This is a genomic window from Rhodococcus sp. NPDC006774, from assembly GCF_040636045.1.
Lineage (GTDB): Bacteria > Actinomycetota > Actinomycetes > Mycobacteriales > Mycobacteriaceae > Rhodococcoides.
Map to the genome: position 1 here is coordinate 374349 of NZ_JBEYIW010000001.1, position 19661 is coordinate 394009.

Below are 19661 nucleotides of genomic sequence, written 5' to 3' on the forward strand. Positions count from 1 at the left end.
GCGGTCACACGGGCGCGGCCGCAGATGCGCGCGCGTTTGCCAGATGCGCGCGGAATCGCCTCGCATTCGCCACAATTCTGCGCGCGTTTCACAAATGCGCGCGCGTTTGCCGGATGCGCAGCACCACAGGCAACGCAGCTGATCACATGGGCGAGCTGGCCTGCGCCCAGAATCGTTTCGGAATTCGGCCGGCGTGCCTGGCCTGGTACCCCGCGGCGACAGCATGACGCATCGCCGACGCCATCAGCGCCGGATCCTTTGCCCTGGTCACCGCGGTCGCGAGCAGTACCGCATCGCAGCCGAGTTCCATGGCGAGGGCGGCGTCGCTGGCGGTGCCGATGCCCGCGTCGAGGATCACCGGAACCGAGGCGGCGTCGACGATCATCTCGATGTTGTGGGGGTTGGAGATGCCGAGCCCGGTGCCGATGGGCGAGCCGAGCGGCATGACGGCCACGCAGCCGATGTCCTCGAGTCGCTTCGCCAGTACCGGGTCGTCGGTGGTGTACGGCAGCACCTGGAAGCCGTCGTCCACGAGTTGTTCTGCGGCCTTGACCAATTCGATGGCGTCGGGCAGCAGGGTCCGCTCGTCGGCGATCACTTCGAGTTTCACCCAGTCGGTCTCGAGCGCCTCACGGCCCAGTTGCGCGGTGAGCACTGCTTCGGCCGCGCCACGGCAGCCTGCGGTGTTCGGCAGCGGGGCGATGTTCAAGCGGCGCAGCAGATCCAGCACTCCCGTCCCACCGGCGGCGTCGACGCGGCGCATCGCGACGGTGGTCAATTCGGTTCCCGACGCGACGAGGGCCTCCTCGAGTACCGCGAGATTCGCCGCTCCCCCGGTGCCGGTGATGAGCCGGGAGGTGAAGGTGCGGTCGGCGATGACCAGTTGTTCAGCCACCCCAGGAGTGGAGCCCGCGGAACGACCCTCAGCCACCCTGAACCGCCGTGAGAACGTCGATGGTCCAACCTTTTTCGACGCTGGTGGTGTCCCAGCGACTCTTGGGCAGCACCGCTCCGTCGACGGCGACGGCGATGCCCTTCTCGGGCAGCCCCAGGAATTCGAGCAGCCGACGCATGGTCATGTCCTCGGTGAGCAGGTGGTCCTCACCGTTGACGGTGATACCGATCGCGACCTGTGTCATGGTGTCCTCTCTATGTGCGAAAAGCGTTCGGGTGTGGCTGTTTTCGCCTCCGGCAGCGCCTCGCCGGAGATGAGTGCGGCGACGGCGTCGGCGGTGATGGGCGCGAGCAGGATGCCGTTGCGGCCGTGGCCGGTGGCAACGATCACCTGGGCAGACAGCCTGCCGATGATGGGCAGTCCGTCCGGGCTCATCGGCCGCAGTCCGGCAGCGGTTTCGTACAGTTCGTATTCGCCGATGCTCGGCATGAGCCGTTCGGCGTCGGCGATGAGGTCTCGTACCCCGGCGACGGTGACCTGGGTGTCCTGGCCGGATTCGTATTGGGTTGCGCCGACGACCAATCCGTCGCCGCGCGGTACCAGGTAGATCGCGCGCCCGTGCACGGTTCCGCGAACGGTCCGGTTCGGCGGCTGTGCGGCGCTCGGTCGACGACGCAGCCGCAGGATTTCGCCCTTGACCGGTCGGACCGGAAGGGTGGGCCACAATGCCGCCGACTGTGCGCCTGCGGCCAGGACCACCTGATCGGCGTCGGGAATGGTGTCGACCGAGTCCGTGGAGAACTCCACTCCCGCATCCAGGCATCCCTGCTCGAGTGCGGCGATCAGCACCCGATTGTCCACCGACAACTCGGTCGGAGCCAGCAGGCCGAGTCGAATATTCTGTGCCAGAGCAGGTTCGAGCTCACGCAACTGCGCCCGTCCCAGAATCTCGAGCTCGTGCCCCTGTTCGCCGACCCATTCGGCGATGGTTCGCAGATCGGCGGCATCGGCCGCATCGAGGGCAACCGTCACCGATCCCGCTGCGGAGAACACCGAGGGGCCGGGGAGGCGTCGGGCAAATTCCGGCCACCGCGCCAACGACGCAGCGCCCAGGTGCAGCAGTTCGTGTTCGCCGGGCCAGCCCTCGGACAACGGTGCCAGCATTCCGCCCGCGACCCAGGATGCGCCCTTGCCCAGAGCGGGATCGTGAACGACGACCCGGTGACCGTCCCGGCTCAGGCGCAGCGCCGTCGACAGCCCGATGACGCCTCCGCCGATAACGACGATGTGCACGCGATTCACGTCCTCACTCCCTGCGCCCGCATGATCGGGTTCAGGTATTGACGGTAAGGGCGGCGAACCCACTCTCAGCCCCACGATCCTCGGGACTCCCGCGATATCTCGGCCACTCCGTCGTCGGTGGCGGCCACCATGAGAATACAGTTCGCTTTGTGCATCCATCTCAGACCGCCCGCAACCAGACTCCCCGTGAGCGTCTTGCGTCCGCTCGCCTGTACCTGTGTACCGATGCCAGGCGCGACAAGGGCGACCTCGCGCAGTTCGCCGAGGCCGCGTTGTCCGGTGGCGTCGACATCATCCAGCTGCGCGACAAGAACTCCGCCGGCGAGCGCGAGTTCGGTCCCCTCGAAGCCAAGGACGAGCTCGCTGCGCTGGCGATTCTGCTCGCTGCCACCAAGCGGCACGGTGCGCTGCTTGCGGTCAACGATCGCGCGGATCTGGCGTTGGCCTCGGGCGCGGACGTGCTGCATCTCGGCCAGGGCGATCTGCCGGTGCACTACGCGCGGCAGATTTTGGGACCGGACGTGGTGATCGGGCGCTCGACGCAGAACCGCGCTCAGTCCTCGCTCGCCGCGATCGAGGACGGCGTCGACTACTTCGCCGTCGGGCCGGTGTGGCCGACGCCCACCAAGCCCAATCGCAAGGCCGCGGGGCTCGAGACTCTGCGGGCGACGGCGGACTCGCTCCCGGAGCGGCCGTGGTTCGCCATCGGCGGCGTCGACGCGACCAATGTCGATCAGGTCAGGGCAGCCGGTGCCGATCGCATCGTCGTGGTCCGCGCCATCACCGAGGCCCGGGACCCGCAGGCGGCCGCCCGTTCACTGGTGCAGGCGCTTCAGCCCTAGAACCCTGGAGCCCTAGAGCCACGACAGAACCGTGGACGGCGTCAGGACCTGCACCGAGGTGGGCAGTCGATTCTGCAGTCCGCGATCGGCGGTGACCAGCGCCGTCAGGTCTCCGTCGAGGTCAGCCTGCTCGGCCAGGGTGTCGTCGCCACTGCCGTCGGCGAGAATCGTCCGGGTCCGCGGGTCGTCGACGACCGCGTCCCTGGCCTGGCCCTCGAGGACGGCTTCGATGCGGGTGAGCCAACCGTACTGACCGCTCGGCAGCTCGACGGTGCGCGGCAGCGTCTCGGCGAGCGAGGTCAGCAGTGCGCCGGTGGATCCGGCACGGTCCTTCCACCATCCGTTCGGTCGCGAGCCCAGCACGTTGGCGGTATCGAGCAGCACTCGAAGCGGCACGGTGCGCAGCGACGGCCAGCTGGACGCGAAACCCGGGTGCAGCGGGAGTTCGTCGACGATCGACTCCGGCACCCAGCGCAGCTCGGTGCTCTCCCCGTTGGGCACGGTGGTCAACGGATGATCGGTATCGGCGACGACGGTGGTGTACGACCAGCCGCTCTCGACGCTCGCGGTGACGCGCTCGCTGCGCACACTGACCTGTTCGGCCGAGATACCGGCTTCTTCGTGGGCCTCACGCACCGCCGCGTGCGCGGTGCTCTCGTGGGAATCGCGGGCTCCGCCCGGTAGCGCCCAGGTTCCGCCCTGGTGACTCCACAGGGCACGGTGCTGGAGCAGCACCACCGGTTCGCCGGCGTTCGACGGTGCACGCAGCAACAGTCCGGCGGCACCGTGCTTTCCCCAGTGCCGAGTGCCGTTCTCGCCGATCACCCAGCCGTCCCCGTCACCACGCATACTCACCACCCTAGGTGAATCACCTGCCTGTAGTGGCTGCAGTACCGTCCGCCTACTTATATGCTCGGGTGCGTGATCGCGGCCGGTATTACCCCCTCCGCTGCCGTCCCCCCGACAACGGCTACGCACGTCGGTGTCGCTGCAGGCAAGCCACCGGTTCGATACACGATGCGTTCGACGCCTGCGCGGTTGGTCGCGATGGGAACCGCGCTGGTGGTGCTCGCGTTGACGGTCGGAAATCTCGCGTCCACGGCAGTGACCGATCGAGTCGACACCCTGGGCACCCTGTTGGTGCGCACCGAGCCGTTCGCGAACTCGGCACAGAATCTGTACGGGGCACTGTCGGTGGCCGACGCGGCTGCGGCCACCGCGTTCATCGCCGGCGGTCTCGAGCCGCCCGAGGTGCGCGAGCGCTACTCGCAGGCGCTCGGCGAGGCGTCGTCCGAGCTGATCGCGGCCTCGGCCGGAGTGACCGAAAACGACGCGGCCACCAGCGCGGTGCTCACCCAGATCGCCGCCGGGTTGCCGGTGTACAGCGGCCTGGTCGAGACGGCGCGAGCCAACAACCGCAGCGGAAATCCGGTGGGCGCGGCGTACCTCGGCGAGGCGTCGACGATGATGCAGACGAGCCTGCTGCCGCTGGCCGAGAAGTTGTACACCGAGCAGGCGTCGCGGGTGTCGGCCGATCAGGAACGGTTCACCAGTCCTCCACTGTTCGCGATCGGCTCGCTGGTGTTCCTGTTGCTGATGACCGGCCTGGCCCAGTGGTACCTGTCGCGGACCACCCGCCGGACGTTGAACGTCGGATTCCTCACTGCCACAGTCGCTGTCGCCGGGCTACTCGGCTGGATGCTGGTGGTGGGGCTGGTTTCCTCGATCGCCACCGATCGCGCGATCGACCGCGGAGTGTCTCCGCTGAAGTCCTACACGACGGGTTTCATTCTGGCGCAACAGGCCAGAGCAGACGAGACACTCGACCTCGCCCGCCGCGGCGGCGGTCAGGATTACGGAGAATCGTTCGACGCCAACGTCTCTCGGCTCACCGAGATGTTCCAGGGCGACACCGCGGTGATCGATGCACTGAACACGTGGTCGGTCTCGCACTCGAGGATCGATTCCGCACTCGAGGTCGGCGATTTCAACGGCGCGGTCTCCATTGCCACCGGCACCGGCGAGTCCGATTCGGCGGCCGCGTTCACCGCGCTGGACAGTGTCCTGGTCGACGGAATCGAGAACGCGCGAAGCGAACTGCGGTCCAACATCGACCGATCGGTGTGGGTGCTGTCCGGACTGCCGGACGGCGCGTACGTGCTCACCGTCTTCGCATCGGTCGCCTTCGGTGTCGGCCTGTTCCCGAGGCTGCGGGAGTACCTGTGAAACGTCTACTCGCCGTCGGCATCCTGGTCACCGCCCTGTTGGTCGGCTGTTCGCCGCCGGAGAACTCTGCGCCGCAGGTCGACACGACATTCACCGAACCGCCACTACCGGAAGGCGCGTCCGTCGCCGCTCGCCCCACCGAGAGCCCCGCCGACGACGAGTGCGCCCGCCCCACAGCCAGCCTGCGACCACTGGAGACGGGCACCGATGCTCCGCCACCGCCACAACCGACCATCGACGCACTGCGCGCCAAGGGCCGGTTGGTCGTCGGGTTGGACACGGGCAGCAACCTTTTCAGTTTCCGCGATCCGATGACCGGTCAACTGGTCGGGTTCGATGTCGACATCGCGCGGGAAGTCTCACGAGACCTGTTCGGCGATCCGAACCGGTTGGACTTTCGCATCCTCACCTCCGCACAGCGGCTCGAAGCTCTGCAGGATTCTTCGGTGGACATGGTGGTCAAGACGATGACCATCACGTGCGCTCGCCGCAAGGACGTCCAGTTCTCCACCGTGTACTTCCAAGCGCAGCACCGTGTTCTGGTGGTGCAGGGTTCGGGCATCCGCGGAGTCGAGGACCTGGCGAACAAGCGAGTGTGCGCCGTGGAGGGCACCACCTCGCTGCGACGCATCCAACGCGTCCAGCCTGCCGCGACCGTGGTGACGGTACCGATGTGGTCGGATTGTCTTGTGGTGCTGCAGCAACGGCAGGTCGACGCCATCAGCACCGACGACGCGATCCTGGCCGGTCTCGCAGCACAGGATCCGTACCTCGAGATCGTCGGTGACAGCCTGAGCCCGGAGCCGTACGGGGTGGGAATCAACAAGGACAACGAGGATCTGGTCCGCTTCGTCAACGGCACGTTGGCACGCATTCGCTCCGACGGCACCTGGAACCGCATCTACAACCGGTGGCTGACCGTGCTCGGCCCCTCCCCCGGTCCGCCCAGCGCGACGTACAGCGATTAGGGACGCCGACATGGACGACGACGAACAGCAGCAGCAGACGGCCCCGGCGGAGCGAACGCAGGCGGTCTCGCGCACCGACGACAGCGAGCGCACCCGGGCTGTGTCGAGAACACCGGCCGGATCGAACACGGACGGCGTCTCGGGAACGGACGGCATCGAGCGCACCCAGGCCGTCTCACGGTCACCGGTCGACGATCGGACCCCGACATCCGCTCCGTCGCACCCTGCTTCCACCCGCTCCAAGACAGGTCGGTCGAGGTCCGGTCGATCGCGCAGCACCGGCATTCGGCGACGACTAGGCGGCGGTCTGGTGGATGTGCCACGCGTCGAACCGATCGATCCTGCCACCGCAGTGATGTCGGATCCGTCGGTGCCGCAGCACAAACGGTTCTGCTGGAAGTGCAATGCCAAGGTCGGCCGCAGTGAACCGGGCCGTCCCGACGTGGAAATGGGCATCTGCCCGCACTGCGGCGCAACGTTCGACTTCACTCCGTTGCTGGAACCGGGCGATCGCGTGGTCGGTCAGTACGACGTGCAGGGCTGCATCGCGCACGGCGGACTCGGCTGGATCTACCTCGCCATCGACCGCAACGTCAGCGACCGCTGGGTGGTACTCAAGGGACTGCTGCACTTCGGTGACGAAGAGGCACACGCCGTCGCGGTCGCCGAGCGACAATTCCTCGCCGAGGTCGCCCATCCCGGTGTGGTGAAAATCTACAACTTCGTCGAGCAACCCCGCAGCGACGGCTCGACCGTCGGCTTCATCGTCATGGAATACGTCGGCGGCCGCTCACTGCGCGACATCCTCACCGCGTGCGGTGACGGCACCCGGCTGCCCGTCGAACAGGCACTCGCCTACGTCCTCGAAGTGCTTCCGGCACTGGGCTACCTGCATTCGATCGGACTTGTCTACAACGACCTCAAGCCGGAGAACATCATGGTCTCCGACGACCAGATCAAACTCATCGACCTCGGTGCGGTCGCAGGTATCGAGGACTACGGCTACCTGTACGGCACGGTGGGCTACCAGGCACCGGAGATCGTGAAGACGGGACCGACGGTGGCGTCGGACATCTTCACGGTCGGCCGCACGCTCGCGGTGTTGACGCTGAACATGCCGTCGAAGAACGGCAAGTACCTCGACGGCCTGCCTTCGGCCGAGGAATCCGAAGTACTGCAACAGTTTCCGTCACTGCACCGACTGTTGCTGCGCGCGACGCACGAGGACCCCGCTCGGCGGTTCCGATCCGCGGACGAATTCGCCGGGCAGGCCACCGGCGTGTTGCGCGAGATCCTGGCCATCAGGACAGGTGTCGAGCGGCCGGGACTGTCGACGGTATTCAGCCCGCCGCGTACCACTTTCGGCACCGAGCATTCGGTGGGACGCACCGACACCTACGTGGACGGTACGGTGCGCCACGAACGAATGACCGCAGCCGAAGTGGTTGCCGCGCTTCCGGTTCCGTTGGTGGACCCCAACGACCCGAGCGCGCCGCTGCTGGCGGCCGCCGTACACGTCGAACCTCGACAGACCCTGGACTCGCTGCAGCACGCCAAACGCAACGGCATCGAACGCGTCACCTCGGGAGCCGAATCGAGCCGTTCCGGGGGCTCCTCCAGTCCCGTGGAACTGAGTCTCGAGATCACCCTCGCCGAGGTCAAAGCCCATCTGGATCTCGGGAACGTCGTCGAAGCAACCGACATTCTGGCCAAGGTGCAGTCGACCGACCACACCGCGGACCCGTGGCGAGTGCAGTGGTACGCGGGACTGATCGCACTGCTGCATCACGAATACGATTCTGCGTTCACCGATTTCGACAACGTGCTCGGCGCGATGCCCGGTGAACTCGCACCCAAGCTCGCGCTCGGAGCCACCTCCGAACTGCTCGGGCATGTGGCCGCAGGCAACGGCGAGGAAGCCGAGAAGTGGCGGGCCCGCGCCGAGGGTCTGTACCGCGCGGTGTGGCGAACCAATCGTGGCATCGTCAGCTCGGCATTCGGCCTGGCCAGGCAGTTGCAGCGCCGCGGCGATCAGACCGGGGCCATCGCCGCGCTGGATCAGGTGCCGATCAGTTCGCGGCACTACTCCATGGCCCGCATGACGAGTGTGTTGACGTTGCTGATGGACCGCTCGCGAGCCGAGCTGTCCGAATCCGATTTCCGTTCTGCTGCCCGGCGAGTGGCGTTGCTGCCCAAGGCCGAGAGCCGGGCGCTGCAGATGCGGACGCTGGTGCTGGCGATGGCCCTGGACTGGATCGTCTCCGGCCACGCCGCCACCGCCGAGCGGGAGCCCATTCTCAGCGTGCCGTTCACCGAGGACGGGTTGCGGCGCGGCACCGAGAAGGGCCTTCGCGCACTGGCCCGCAACGCCACCGATCGCGCCCACCGCTTCTCGCTGGTGGATCTGGCGAACGCGATCAGGCCGCGTTCGTTGTTCTAGGCGACTTCTCTGACCAGGTCGTCCGCCGCACGCGCGATCGCCAGTTCCTCGTCGGTCGGCACCACCAACACCGTGACGGTGGACGAGTCGGTCGAGATCACCCGAGCCTGCTTGCTGCGCACCGCATTACGCTCGGCGTCGATCTCGATGCCGAAGCCCTCGAGATTCGCGAGGGCGTCCGCGCGCACCGCTGCGGCGTTCTCGCCGACACCGGCGGTGAACGTGATGGCGTCCAGCCGTCCCAGCCCGATCATGTACGCACCGATGTACTTGCGCAGACGGTGGATGTAGACGTCGTAGGCCAAGCGCGCGGAGGCGTCGCCGTCGTCGATCCGCTGCTGCAATTGCCTGAAGTCGTTGACCCCGCACAGTCCGATCAACCCGGAGCGACGGTTGAGCAAGGCGTCGATGTCGTCGACGCTCATGCCCGCACTGCGCCGCAGGTGCATGATCACGCCGGGGTCGATATCCCCACTGCGCGTACCCATCACAAGACCTTCGAGGGGAGTCAGTCCCATCGAGGTGTCGACCGCCTTGCCGCCGGCGACGGCCGAGGCCGACGCACCGTTGCCCAGATGCAGCACGATCTGGTCGATGTCGGCGAGGTCGCGGCCGAGGAACTGCGCCACCTGCTCGGACACGTAACGATGCGAGGTGCCGTGGAAGCCGTACCGTCGGATGTCGTGCTCGGCAGCGACGGTCGCGTCGATGGCGTAGGTCGCGGCCGCGTCGGGCAGGGAATGAAAGAAGGCAGTATCGAACACTGCCACATGAGGCACGTTCGGCAGTTGCTTCCTGGCGACCTCGATGCCCAGCACGTTCGGCGGATTGTGCAGTGGTGCAAGGTTGCTCAGATCGGAGATCTGTTGCACGACGGAGTCGTCGATGATCGTCGGACGGTAGAAGACGGTCCCGCCGTGGACGACGCGATGCCCGACCGCGGTGACCGATTCCAGTTCGACGCCTGCGTCGGCGAGCATCTCGAAGGCCAGGGCCAGACCGGCACCGTGGTCGTCGATGTGCTGGATGCGCTCGACACTCTCGCCCCGGTGGTCGAGTTCGACTCGGCCGTCGGATTCACCGATGCGCTCGACGAGCCCACTGGCCACGGATTCCCCCGAGCCCGGGTCGACGAGTTGGAACTTGACCGAGGACGAACCGGAGTTGACGACGAGAATGCTCACTTGCCCTCCTGAACGGCTGCGGCGGCGATGCCCTGTGCCTGAATCGCCGTGATGGCGACGGTGTTGACGATGTCCTCGACCAGCGCACCGCGCGAGAGATCGTTGACGGGCTTACGTAGGCCCTGCAGAACAGGTCCGACCGCAACCGCGCCGGCGCTGCGCTGGACGGCCTTGTAGGTGTTGTTGCCGGTGTTGAGGTCCGGGAAGATGAACACCGTCGCTCGGCCCGCGACGTCGGAATCGGGCAGCTTCGACGCGGCGACGGACGGTTCGATCGCCGCGTCGTACTGAATCGGACCCTCCACGAGCAGTTCCGGATTACGTTCGCGCACAAGCGCTGTGGCTTGCCGAACCTTGTCGACGTCGGCTCCGGAACCGGACTCGCCGGTGGAGTACGACAGCATGGCCACCCGCGGCTCGATACCGAATTGGGCAGAGGTCTGCGCCGAGGAGACGGCGATGTCGGCCAACTGCTCGGCCGTCGGGTCGGGTACGACGGCGCAGTCACCGTAGGCGAGAACACGATCGGACAGGCACATCAGGAAGATCGACGACACCGTCGACACACCCTCGGTGGTCTTGATGATCTCGAACGACGGCTTGATGGTGTGCGCGGTGGTGTGCGCCGCGCCCGAGACCATGCCGTCGGCAATCCCCTTGTGCACCATCATCGTTCCGAAGTACGAGATGTCGGCCATGATCTCGCGGGCACGGTCGATCGTCATCCCCTTGTGCTTGCGCAGCTCGGTGTACTCGGCCGCGAAGTCCTCGGCGTAGTCACAGTTCTTGGGGTCGAGAACCGTGGCACTGTCGAGGTCGACGCCCAGTTCCGACGCGCGTCGTCGGATGGGACCTTCCTCGCCGAGGATCGTCAGGTCCGCGACCTGCCGCTGCAGCAGACGTCCGGCAGCACGCAGGATGCGATCGTCGCCGCCCTCGGGGAGCACGATGTGCTTGCGGTCGGCGCGTGCCCGGTGGATCAGCTGATACTCGAACATCTGCGGGGTCGTGATGGTGGGAATGGCGATGTCGAGACGACCAAGAAGGGTTTTCGCATCGACCCGCTGTTCCATCAGGCCGAGTGCGGTGTCCACCTTGCGCTGCGAACCCACGGCCACCCGGCCGCGCGTCTGCGCTGCAGCAGAGGCGGTGTCGAAGGTGCCGAGCTCGGTGGTCAGGATCGGCAACCGGGGGCCGAGACCCGCCACCAGACGAGCGATGGCCGGATGGGGCTCGATGCCGCCGTTCATGATGATGCCGGCGAGGGACGGAAAGCCCTCCGCCTCATGGGCATTGACGAGGGCGAGCAACACGTCGGATCGGTCTGCGGGTGCGATGACGACGACACCCTCGGTCAGGCGTTCGAGGATGTGCTCGGCCGTCATGCCACCGACCATGACCCGCAACGCTTCTCGCTGCAGCAACGACGAGTCACCGGAGTACAGTGTGCCGTCCACCGCCTCGAGCAGTTCCGCCATCGTCGGCGCGACGAGGAGCGGAATCTCCGGCAGAGACCACGCAGGCACACCCACCGACGCCAATGCGTCGGTGACCGCGTCGAGATCCTCGGGCGCGCAGCGGTTCGCCACGATCGCAGCCAGGTGGGCGTGGTGCTGACGCAGTTCGCCCTGGCACAGAGTGGCCAACTGTGCGATCTCGTCGGGCGTACGACCGGACCCGCGCAGCGCAAGCAGCACGGGGGCACCGAGATTGACCGCGATGCGAGCGTTGAAGCCGAGTTCGCTGGGGCTGCCGACGTCGGTGTAATCGCTGCCCACGATCACCACGGCGTCGCACTGAGAAGCGACCTCGTGATACCGATCGACGATCTTGCTGAGCGCGGCATCCTGATCGGCGTGCACCTGCTCGTACGTGACACCGAGCGACTGCTCGTACGTCAGATCAGCGGTGGTGTGCTCGACGAGCAACTCGAGGATGTAATCGGGCTCGTCGGTCGATCGGGCGATGGGACGGAACACCCCCACCCGGGCCGCGGACGCGGCGAGCATCTGCAGCACACCGAGCGCGATGGTCGACTTCCCGGTGTCCCCTTCCGGTGAAGCGATGTAGATGCTCGAGGGATACATGTCCGACGCGTCGGTGCCGCTGGGCTCAGCCATGCCCGCCAGCCTAGTAGGGGTCGTTCCGCAGGCTCCACTCCTGCCCAATGGTTCAGGTGTTGACACCGGGCGCGGTCGGGTTGTCCCATGAACCATGGCCGAATCACCGTTCCCGGATGTGCGCTGGGGCAGCGAAACCTCGTTCATCCGCAAGCCCGCCGTGAAGTTCGCGTCGACGAAGCCCGGTTCGTGGGTCATCCGGAACCTCGCAGGCGTCGACCGGTGGTTGCTGACCAAGTCCGACGGCCGTTTCACCGTCCTCGGACCGATCGCGGCCCCGGTGGTGTTGCTGACCACCACCGGCCGCAAATCCGGCAAACCCAGGACCAGCCCGCTGCTGTACTACCGGGAGGACGACAAGATCTACGTCGTCGGCTTCAACTTCGGTCAGCAGCACCACCCGGCGTGGACGTCGAACCTGCTCGCCGACCCGAAGGCCGTGGTGGCCATCGGCGGCAAGAAGATCCCAGTGCTCGCCACCCGCATCACCGGAGACGAGAAGGCTCGCATCTACCGGCAGTTCGACGCGATGGTCGAGGTGTACGGCGAGTACGAGACCCGGACCGACCGCGACATGCGATTGTTCGCACTCACGGCCGATCTCGGTGGTCCTTCGTAACTACCCGAGCTTGCGCAGGCGCGGTGCGAGGTCCTTCTCGAAGAGTTCGAGGAACCGCTTCTGATCGTGGCCCGGGGCGTGGAACACCAGGTGATTCAGGCCGGCATCGGTGTACTGCTTGACCTTCTCCACTGCCTCGTCCGGGTCCGATGCGACGATCCAGCGCTTGGCGACCTGCTCGATCGGCAGCTCGTCGGCGGCCTTCTCCATCTCGATCGGATCGTCGATCGAGTGCTTCTGCTCCGGCGTCAGCGACAGCGGAGCCCAGAAGCGGCAATTCTCCAGCGCCAGTTCGGGATCGGTGTCGTAGCTGATCTTGATCTCGATCATCTTGTCGATCTCACCGGCGTCGCGCTCGGCCTTGCCCGCGCCCTCTTCCACGGCAGGAAGCAGCTTGTCGGTGTAGAGCTCCATGCCCTTGCCCGAGGTGCAGATGAAACCGTCGCCCGCGCGTCCTGCGTACCGCGCCACCACGGGACCACCGGCGGCGATGTAGACCGGGATGCCACCCTCGGGAACGTCGTAGATCGACGCACCCTTGGTCGTGTAGTACTCGCCTTCGAAGTCGACGCGGTCGCCGAGCCACAGCTCGCGCATCAACCGCACCGACTCACGCAGGCGCGCGAATCGTTCCTTGAACTCCGGCCATTCGCCGGTGAATCCGGTCGCGATCTCGTTGAGCGCTTCGCCGGTACCGACACCGAGCATGATGCGTCCGGGATACAGGCAGCCCATCGTCGCGAACGCCTGAGCGATGACCGACGGGTTGTAACGGAAGGTCGGTGTCAGCACCGAGGTGCCGAGCTGAATCGTGTTCGTCCGCTCCCCGACAGCCGTCATCCAGGCAAGGGAGAACGGCGCGTGCCCGCCCTCGTGCCGCCACGGCTGGAAGTGATCACTGACCGTCGCCGAATCCATACCGTGCTGCTCGGCGAGCACACCGAGCTCGACCAACTCCCGCGGTCCGAACTGCTCCGCCGATGCCTTATACCCCAGCTTGAGACCCTGCGCCACGCCGAACTCCTGTCGTTGGTCGTCCTAGTTCTTCGATTGTGCACCTGTGGTGGTTCGCCACGCTCTACTGGATCCCCAGAACCGTGACCACTGCAGCCAGCACCGCCACTGCACCGATACCGATCGCGAAGATCCACAGATCCCGTGACTCGGGCATCGGTGCACCGCTTTCGAGGGCATCTCGAACGCGCATCCACCGTCGCAGACCGATGATCGGTGCTGCTGCCGCGAGGCCGATCAGAACCAGACCGAGGGTCGTCCGAACCCACCCGGTACTGAAATCGGGAACCAGGTGGACGATCGCAATTCCGCCGGCGAGCAGGCCGAGCGACGTCCGCAGCCAGGCGAGAAAGGTGCGCTCACTGGCGAGCGTGAACCGCTCGTCGGGGCGCGTCACGCGTGTGCGGTCATGCGCTCGCGAATCAGATGGGCAACCAGTTCAGGATCGTCGGGGGTGAATACCGGCGAGATGCGGCGGATAGTCAACACCACTGCAGTGTCCTTCTTGGGACGCATCACGTCCAGCGGAAGCCACTGATCGATCCACGGTGCTCCCCACAATCGCCATCGTCCGTTCCAATTGCCGAGGACGGCGGTGTCGACGGCGCGAATCCTGTCGTAGGGGACGAACTTCCTCGTGGCGACGGGAAAGTAGTAGTACCTCAGCGTGACGCCGGCTTCGTCGAGAAGGACCAGTCCATCGTCGTAGATGACGTCGCCATTTATTCGCATAGGTAACGGTATGTCTTCGAGCTAGGAGCACGCAACAGCGGATTCCGAAACCTATGTCGAGCTCGGCGCAGGCGTACGGACCAACGTCAGGTGCGAGGTTCGACGCAACTCGAATCCAATGGAGAGGTAGAGCTCGATGGCGCGCACGTTCGCGTCCGACGCATGCAGGAACGGCTCCTCACCGCGGGCCCGAATACCGTGACCGACCGCGCGAACCAGGTCGGTGGCCAGACCCTGCCCGCGGAACGCCGGGTCGGTACACACGGCACTGATCTCCGTCCAGCCAGTGGGGTGCTTACGCTCGCCCGCCATCGCGACCAGCGCGCCATCGCGTCGAACACCGAGGTACGTGCCGAGTTCGATGGTGCGGGGCAGGAACGGCCCGGGCTCGGTGCGACCGACCAGGTCGAGCATCTCCGGGACGTCCGCTGCAGTCAGCTCGACCGCCTCGGCGAGGGGCCGCGTCTCGAGGTGCGTGCCGACGAGCTGCACCAGACCGAAGGTCTCCAGGTGCGACCAGCCCTCGGGCAGTTCGCGTTCGGGGCCGGCGAGCCCGACGACGGTCCGCGGCCCGAACAGGACCGCGATGTCGTCCCAGTCCTGGGACTCGAGGACGTCGGGGTGCACCAGGAACGGAGACACCTCGGGATCGGCACGGATGATCCGTCCGCGCCGGACCGCGAACCGCGAGAGCGAGCCCTCGAGGGAATTACGAACGGGGTCGTCGAGAGGGTGAGCAGACACGACAGACAGCGTCGCACGAACCGACTCACGGCCCTGCGCACAGTCGGACTCGACACCAATACTTATACCGGTATCGTTGTTCGTCATACGGCGAAAGGCACCACATGATCGAGATTCTTCCCCCCACCAAGATCCCCCTCGCGCGCGAATCCGGCGCACTGGTGGCCGGGATTCTTCGGACCGTCCGCGAACGCGCCACAGTCGGCACAAATCTCCTCGAGATCGATCAGTGGACCAAGGACATCATCGAGGGAGCCGGGGCGACGTCCTGCTACGTCGACTACGCGCCGTCCTTCGGCCGCGGTCCGTTCGGTCACTACATCTGCACCTCCGTCAACGATGCTGTGCTGCACGGCCTTCCACACGACTACGCGCTGGCCGACGGCGATCTGCTGACGCTGGACCTGGCCGTGATCCTCGGCGGCGTCGCGGCGGATTCGGCCATCAGTTTTGTCGTCGGTGCGAACAAGCCAGCCCAGGCTCTCGCGATGATCGACGCCACCGAACGGGCGTTGGCCGCGGGAATCGATGCGGCTAGACCGGGCAACAAGATCGGCGATATCTCCCACGCCATCGGCACGGTGCTCAGCGCTGCCGGTTACCCGATCAACATGCAGTTCGGCGGCCACGGCATCGGCTCGACGATGCACCAGGATCCCCACGTCTCCAACTCCGGACGGCCCGGCCGCGGTTACCGCCTACGCCCGGGCTTGATGTTGGCACTCGAGCCGTGGGTCATGGAGGACACCGCCGAACTCGTCACCGACCCCGACGGCTGGACCCTACGAAGCACGACGGGCTGCCTCACCGCACACAGCGAGCACACCGTGATCATCACCGACGACGGTGCCGAGATAATGACGTTGCCCGCGTAACTACAGCCGTTTCTCGAAGGTGTTCGAGAAGGACAGCACCTCGTAGGGCGGGAACACCGGAATTCGGGTGTAGCCGCTCTTCTCGTACAGACGAACTGCGTCGGGCTGTCGGTCTCCGGTCTGCAGAATCAGCCGCGACAGGCCCTGATCACGAGCAGCGTTCTCCGACGCCACCAGCAGAGCGGTAGATACACCCGAGCCGCGATGGTCGGGGTGTACGAACATGCGCTTCAGCTCGAGGTCCGCCCCGTTCCACCGCAACGCTGCATGTCCGACGGCCTGTTCCGCACCCTCCTGGTCACGGCGATACACGAGGAACGTCCGGTGCACAGAGCTCTCGTCGACGGCGTTGGCCTGGGTCTTGGACATCAGAGCGGCCCGGTCGGCGTAACGGGGACCCACCTCGGCGGCCATCGAGGCACGAAGGGCTTCGGCGTCGGGATGATCCCAGTCGACGCTGCGGATCGTGAGTTCGGTTCGTGGTCGGCATACATCGGTCACGCCCGATCGCAACATGCCGAGGATCGTCGGGTCAACAGTTGCGCTCACGGTGAGCAGATCCATGGCGAACCTTCGATTCGTCGTCGACCATGTGACTGTGAACGAGAACTGTCGCTGCCACCACTGACCGATCGCCCCAGTATCTGCAGCAACCCTTGTCCCAGGAGTTCTCCAGCCATGACCACCGAAGCCACAGTCGTTGTCCGTATCTCCGATTCCGGAACGTCATCCCTACAGGGGCTGACCCGACCGCAGCTGCACGCACTGGCCGAGGCGCTCCGCAGCGCCGCCAAAAGCTATGCCCCGCATGCGAAAATCCTCACGCGATTCGATGTGAGGGTCAACGAACTGAACGCACCACTGGTCATCGATATCCCGGCCCGCGACGTGATCCTAGGCGGCAGGAGCATTCGTCTCTCCCACACCGAGTTCGAGATCTTCGCCTACCTGGCGCGGCACCCTCGCGTCGTGGTCGGACGATCCGAACTCAGCACCTCCGACGGCGGACGCAGTGTCGACGTCCACCTCTCCCGAGTGCGCACCAAACTCGGTCAGTTCGGCCGATTGATCACCACGGTCCGAGGAACCGGCTATCGCTTCGACCCGGAACCCGGAATCCGCGTCATCACCCAACCGGCGGTATTGCGCAGCGCCTGACCGTTACTGCGTCAGAGCAGCAGTTCTGCGGCGACGGTTTCGACGCACCACCACGAATGCCAGCAGAGCGACCAGAACCACGGCGATGATCGCACCCAGTGCGGTGGCACCGCGGAAGCCCGGCGCGCTGGTATCGAGGGTGCGTTGGCCGGCATGAGCCGCGTTGCTGGTACCGAGGACGATGGTGAGGGTCAACAGGTTCGGAATCGCCGTGACGACGGCCAGGATCACCGACCCGATGGCGAGCTGCTTGCCCGCCCTGCCCTTCCGAACCGACCAGGCGCTCCAGAAGAACACCAGCGGCGCGAACGTGCAGACGATGCCGAACAGCAGGCCCCACAGAATGCCCTTGGTGAACGTGCGGTCGGCCAGGGTCTCCACCCGCAGACTCCACCAGCGCGGAAGGAACGCTGCCAAGATGAAGTAGGCGATCAACAGCAGGACGATGCCGGCTCCGACGAGAATGCCCCGCCTCTTCCAGTTCGCCGAGCTGGTCGACGGTGCGGGCGTGGTCGGATCGGCAGTCATGAGGACATCGTAGATCGTGTGTGGCCGTACCCCACTCGAGTCGAGACCCGATCGTTAGCTTCCATCGTCGACGCGCGTCTCGACGGCTCCGTGTGCGTGCCGGGTTCGAATCACGATGAGCCTAACCATTTTGCTTCGGTCGCCGAAGGGCCATCGTCGAAATTTATGACAACCAGCACTATTCGAACGTCCGTCGTTCCCTTCGTGATCAATGCCAGCGGTACCGGAGTTGCCCAGCACCTCGTCGCCGAGGGCGATGCAGGCCACCGGTTCGACACCGATGCCTACCCCGCATTCGGTGGTAAGGACGAGGCACCCAGCCCGTTGTTCTACGCGCTCGGTGCGTTGACCTCGTGCAACCAGGTGACGTCCGCCCTCGTCGCCAAGGACTTGGGAATCACACTCGGCGAGTTCACGTTTCGCATTCAAGGCGACCTCGACACCGCAGTGCTCGTGAACGGTGACGAAGGAAATGCGAACTTCGACGCCGTGAAGGTCGAGGCCACGGTTCAGACCGACGCCGACCAGGAGACCTTCGACAAGTTCGTCTCCGAGGTCGCTCGCCGTTGCCCGGTGACCCAGCTCTTCGTTCGCAGCGGCCTTGACTTCGTGAACGAATGGACACGCGCAGACCTCAGCTGAGCGCGGTCTGTATTCCGATCTGCTCGTAGGGAGCGCCGCGACGCGCCCTACGAGGCCTGGACCTATGCCGACGCGGGCTCCTCGCCGAGACCGAGGTGCCCGCGCAACGTCGTCACCGTTTAGTCGGTGCGATATCCCCTCGCTCGTGACGAGCCGAGACCAACTTGTCCAGGTCAATTCACGCTGACGTTACGAATGCATCATCAGCCGCGGATACCGAAGTCGACGGCCGCGTGGGTACACGCGGGCTGTGCTCCGAGACGATCGAAGATCGCTGCTACTCGTGCTTTCAGCCAGGTCATGGACCCGACGCTAGGCTCGACGCCCAGATTTGGCACCGGTTGAAATCACGCTGATTCGAACGACCCGAATTGGGATCATCGGCCGGAAGAGCATGTGCGTAGTTGCGCCCGAACAGTCAGGGAACCAGGACGAACTTTCCACGCGGGTGCGCCGACTGCAGTTCGGCGTGCGCCCTCGCGGCGTCGGCGAGCGGGAAGGTCTTCGCGACCGTCACCTCGAACACTCCCGCACCGGCCTGCTCCAACAGCACCGGAGATGCGAGGCGTCGACGCTCCATGCTCGCCGGCCCACCGACGGTCGAAAATCCATCCGTCGAAGCCCGTCCGAAGGCTGCCGTCGTCACCAATCTTGCTCGATCCGTGAGCAATTCGAGAGACACGTCGACCGCCTCGTCGGTGCCCACCGTATCGATTGCCGCATCGATACCGTTCGGTGCGGCTACCCGGACCCGGTCGATCAGTCCGTCGCCGTATTCGACGGGCTCGGCGCCGTAGGCCCGCAGTGCATCGTGGTTCTGTAGGCGCGCGGTCCCGATGACGGTTGCACCGCAATCCAGAGCGAGCTGAGCCACCACGGACCCGACGCCGCCTGCCGCTCCGTGCACGAGAACAGTGTCTCCACTCTTGATTCTGACGGACTCCAGTGCGTCGTACGCAGTTCCAGCCACGGCGAGTACACCCGCAGCAACGTTCCAGTCCAAGGCTTCCGGCTTCGGAAACACGAACCGTGCGGGAACCAGAATCCGCTCGGCGTACGTGCCGTTCTGGCCGGACACGACAACCTCGTCGCCGACGGCGATCGGCCCGACCGGGCCCTCGACGGCTCCGCCGACCGCCACCACGGTTCCCGATGCCTCGCTACCCAACGCAATCGGGAGTTTGGATTCGTCGGTGCCGAACGCACCGCTGTAGCTCTTGTAGTCGAAAGGGTTGACGCCGATTGCCCTGACCTCGACCAGAACTTCGCCTTCGGACGGTTCGGGCAGATTTCGTTCGACGATCTCGATGGCGTCCGGTCCACCGTAGGACGCTGCAACTGCAACTCGTGTCATGCGCGGTACAACGGTCAC

At 65.8% G+C, this 19661-nt stretch carries 21 protein-coding genes and 1 riboswitch; of the genes, 8 read left to right on the forward strand and 13 right to left on the reverse strand.

What is annotated here, in order from left to right; genetic code table 11:
* Positions 1 to 142 precede the first annotated feature (142 nt).
* Genes ABZ677_RS01905 through thiO form a run of 3 tightly spaced genes read right to left on the reverse strand, consistent with a single transcriptional unit; the run spans position 143 to position 2188 of the window.
* Complete coding sequence (locus ABZ677_RS01905) at positions 143 to 895, reverse strand: thiazole synthase (protein ID WP_094741066.1); 753 nt, start codon at positions 893 to 895, stop codon at positions 143 to 145.
* A 28-nt stretch (positions 896 to 923) separates the two neighbouring features.
* Entirely contained in the window at positions 924 to 1139 is a 216-nt protein-coding gene (gene thiS, locus ABZ677_RS01910; RefSeq protein WP_037186702.1) for a sulfur carrier protein ThiS, read from the reverse strand.
* A complete protein-coding gene (gene thiO, locus ABZ677_RS01915; protein WP_358366519.1) occupies positions 1136 to 2188 on the reverse strand; it encodes a glycine oxidase ThiO in 1053 nt (350 codons plus the stop codon). The genes thiS and thiO overlap by 4 nt, the downstream gene beginning before the upstream one ends.
* Positions 2189 to 2300, reverse strand: a riboswitch (TPP riboswitch).
* A 46-nt stretch (positions 2301 to 2346) separates the two neighbouring features.
* Here thiO and thiE point away from each other — a divergent pair.
* Positions 2347 to 3039, forward strand: a complete 693-nt coding sequence (thiE, locus tag ABZ677_RS01920) for a thiamine phosphate synthase (RefSeq protein WP_094632618.1) — start codon at positions 2347 to 2349, stop codon at positions 3037 to 3039.
* Between the two features lie 12 nt (positions 3040 to 3051).
* Here thiE and ABZ677_RS01925 read toward each other — a convergent pair whose 3' ends face one another.
* A complete protein-coding gene (locus ABZ677_RS01925) occupies positions 3052 to 3888 on the reverse strand; it encodes an NUDIX hydrolase (protein WP_037188572.1) in 837 nt (278 codons plus the stop codon).
* 72 nt (positions 3889 to 3960) lie between these two features.
* Here ABZ677_RS01925 and ABZ677_RS01930 point away from each other — a divergent pair, with 72 nt between their 5' ends.
* Genes ABZ677_RS01930 through ABZ677_RS01940 form a run of 3 tightly spaced genes read left to right on the forward strand, consistent with a single transcriptional unit; the run spans position 3961 to position 8673 of the window.
* Positions 3961 to 5265: a hypothetical protein gene (locus tag ABZ677_RS01930; protein WP_037188570.1), complete on the forward strand. Its 1305-nt coding sequence runs from the start codon at positions 3961 to 3963 to the stop codon at positions 5263 to 5265.
* 23 nt (positions 5266 to 5288) lie between these two features.
* Positions 5289 to 6233 (forward strand): glutamate ABC transporter substrate-binding protein, encoded by a 945-nt coding sequence (locus tag ABZ677_RS01935; RefSeq protein WP_358366521.1) that lies wholly within the window; start codon positions 5289 to 5291, stop codon positions 6231 to 6233.
* Positions 6234 to 6243: 10 nt separating this feature from the next.
* The gene (locus ABZ677_RS01940; RefSeq protein ID WP_358366335.1) at positions 6244 to 8673 is read left to right on the forward strand and encodes a tetratricopeptide repeat protein; all 2430 of its coding nucleotides are present in this window, start codon (positions 6244 to 6246) and stop codon (positions 8671 to 8673) included.
* Here the strand turns inward: ABZ677_RS01940 and ABZ677_RS01945 are convergent.
* Both ABZ677_RS01945 and pta read right to left on the reverse strand, forming a co-directional pair.
* A complete protein-coding gene (locus ABZ677_RS01945) occupies positions 8670 to 9857 on the reverse strand; it encodes an acetate kinase (RefSeq protein WP_037186695.1) in 1188 nt (395 codons plus the stop codon). The genes ABZ677_RS01940 and ABZ677_RS01945 overlap by 4 nt on opposite strands.
* On the reverse strand, positions 9854 to 11977 hold the full coding sequence (gene pta, locus ABZ677_RS01950; protein ID WP_358366336.1) for a phosphate acetyltransferase: 2124 nt from the start codon (positions 11975 to 11977) through the stop codon (positions 9854 to 9856). Before pta ends, ABZ677_RS01945 begins: the two co-directional genes overlap by 4 nt.
* A 94-nt stretch (positions 11978 to 12071) precedes the next feature.
* Between pta and ABZ677_RS01955 the strand changes: the two genes are divergently transcribed.
* Complete coding sequence (locus ABZ677_RS01955; protein WP_358366337.1) at positions 12072 to 12596, forward strand: nitroreductase/quinone reductase family protein; 525 nt, start codon at positions 12072 to 12074, stop codon at positions 12594 to 12596.
* On the opposite strand, the gene fgd is transcribed toward ABZ677_RS01955, so the two are convergent.
* The 4 genes from fgd to ABZ677_RS01975 form a co-directional block, all read right to left on the reverse strand.
* The gene (fgd, locus tag ABZ677_RS01960; protein ID WP_032401751.1) at positions 12597 to 13610 is read right to left on the reverse strand and encodes a glucose-6-phosphate dehydrogenase (coenzyme-F420); all 1014 of its coding nucleotides are present in this window, start codon (positions 13608 to 13610) and stop codon (positions 12597 to 12599) included.
* A 64-nt stretch (positions 13611 to 13674) separates the two neighbouring features.
* Entirely contained in the window at positions 13675 to 14007 is a 333-nt protein-coding gene (locus ABZ677_RS01965; RefSeq protein ID WP_037186690.1) for a DUF202 domain-containing protein, read from the reverse strand.
* The gene (locus ABZ677_RS01970) at positions 14004 to 14342 is read right to left on the reverse strand and encodes a hypothetical protein (protein ID WP_358366338.1); all 339 of its coding nucleotides are present in this window, start codon (positions 14340 to 14342) and stop codon (positions 14004 to 14006) included. The genes ABZ677_RS01965 and ABZ677_RS01970 overlap by 4 nt, the downstream gene beginning before the upstream one ends.
* A 51-nt stretch (positions 14343 to 14393) precedes the next feature.
* Complete coding sequence (locus ABZ677_RS01975; RefSeq protein WP_358366339.1) at positions 14394 to 15086, reverse strand: GNAT family N-acetyltransferase; 693 nt, start codon at positions 15084 to 15086, stop codon at positions 14394 to 14396.
* Between the two features lie 104 nt (positions 15087 to 15190).
* Here ABZ677_RS01975 and map point away from each other — a divergent pair, with 104 nt between their 5' ends.
* The gene (gene map, locus ABZ677_RS01980) at positions 15191 to 15961 is read left to right on the forward strand and encodes a type I methionyl aminopeptidase (RefSeq protein WP_358366340.1); all 771 of its coding nucleotides are present in this window, start codon (positions 15191 to 15193) and stop codon (positions 15959 to 15961) included.
* On the opposite strand, the gene ABZ677_RS01985 is transcribed toward map, so the two are convergent.
* Positions 15962 to 16477, reverse strand: a complete 516-nt coding sequence (locus ABZ677_RS01985) for a GNAT family N-acetyltransferase (RefSeq protein ID WP_358366522.1) — start codon at positions 16475 to 16477, stop codon at positions 15962 to 15964.
* A 162-nt stretch (positions 16478 to 16639) separates the two neighbouring features.
* On the opposite strand from ABZ677_RS01985, the gene ABZ677_RS01990 reads away from it, so the two are divergent.
* Complete coding sequence (locus tag ABZ677_RS01990; protein WP_358366341.1) at positions 16640 to 17119, forward strand: winged helix-turn-helix domain-containing protein; 480 nt, start codon at positions 16640 to 16642, stop codon at positions 17117 to 17119.
* A 3-nt stretch (positions 17120 to 17122) separates the two neighbouring features.
* Here the strand turns inward: ABZ677_RS01990 and ABZ677_RS01995 are convergent, their stop codons facing one another.
* The gene (locus ABZ677_RS01995) at positions 17123 to 17647 is read right to left on the reverse strand and encodes a permease (protein ID WP_358366342.1); all 525 of its coding nucleotides are present in this window, start codon (positions 17645 to 17647) and stop codon (positions 17123 to 17125) included.
* A gap of 165 nt (positions 17648 to 17812) precedes the next feature.
* Here ABZ677_RS01995 and ABZ677_RS02000 point away from each other — a divergent pair, with 165 nt between their 5' ends.
* Entirely contained in the window at positions 17813 to 18289 is a 477-nt protein-coding gene (locus tag ABZ677_RS02000) for an OsmC family protein (protein ID WP_358366343.1), read from the forward strand.
* A gap of 418 nt (positions 18290 to 18707) precedes the next feature.
* On the opposite strand, the gene ABZ677_RS02005 is transcribed toward ABZ677_RS02000, so the two are convergent.
* The gene (locus ABZ677_RS02005) at positions 18708 to 19643 is read right to left on the reverse strand and encodes an NADP-dependent oxidoreductase (RefSeq protein ID WP_358366344.1); all 936 of its coding nucleotides are present in this window, start codon (positions 19641 to 19643) and stop codon (positions 18708 to 18710) included.
* Positions 19644 to 19661 lie beyond the last annotated feature (18 nt).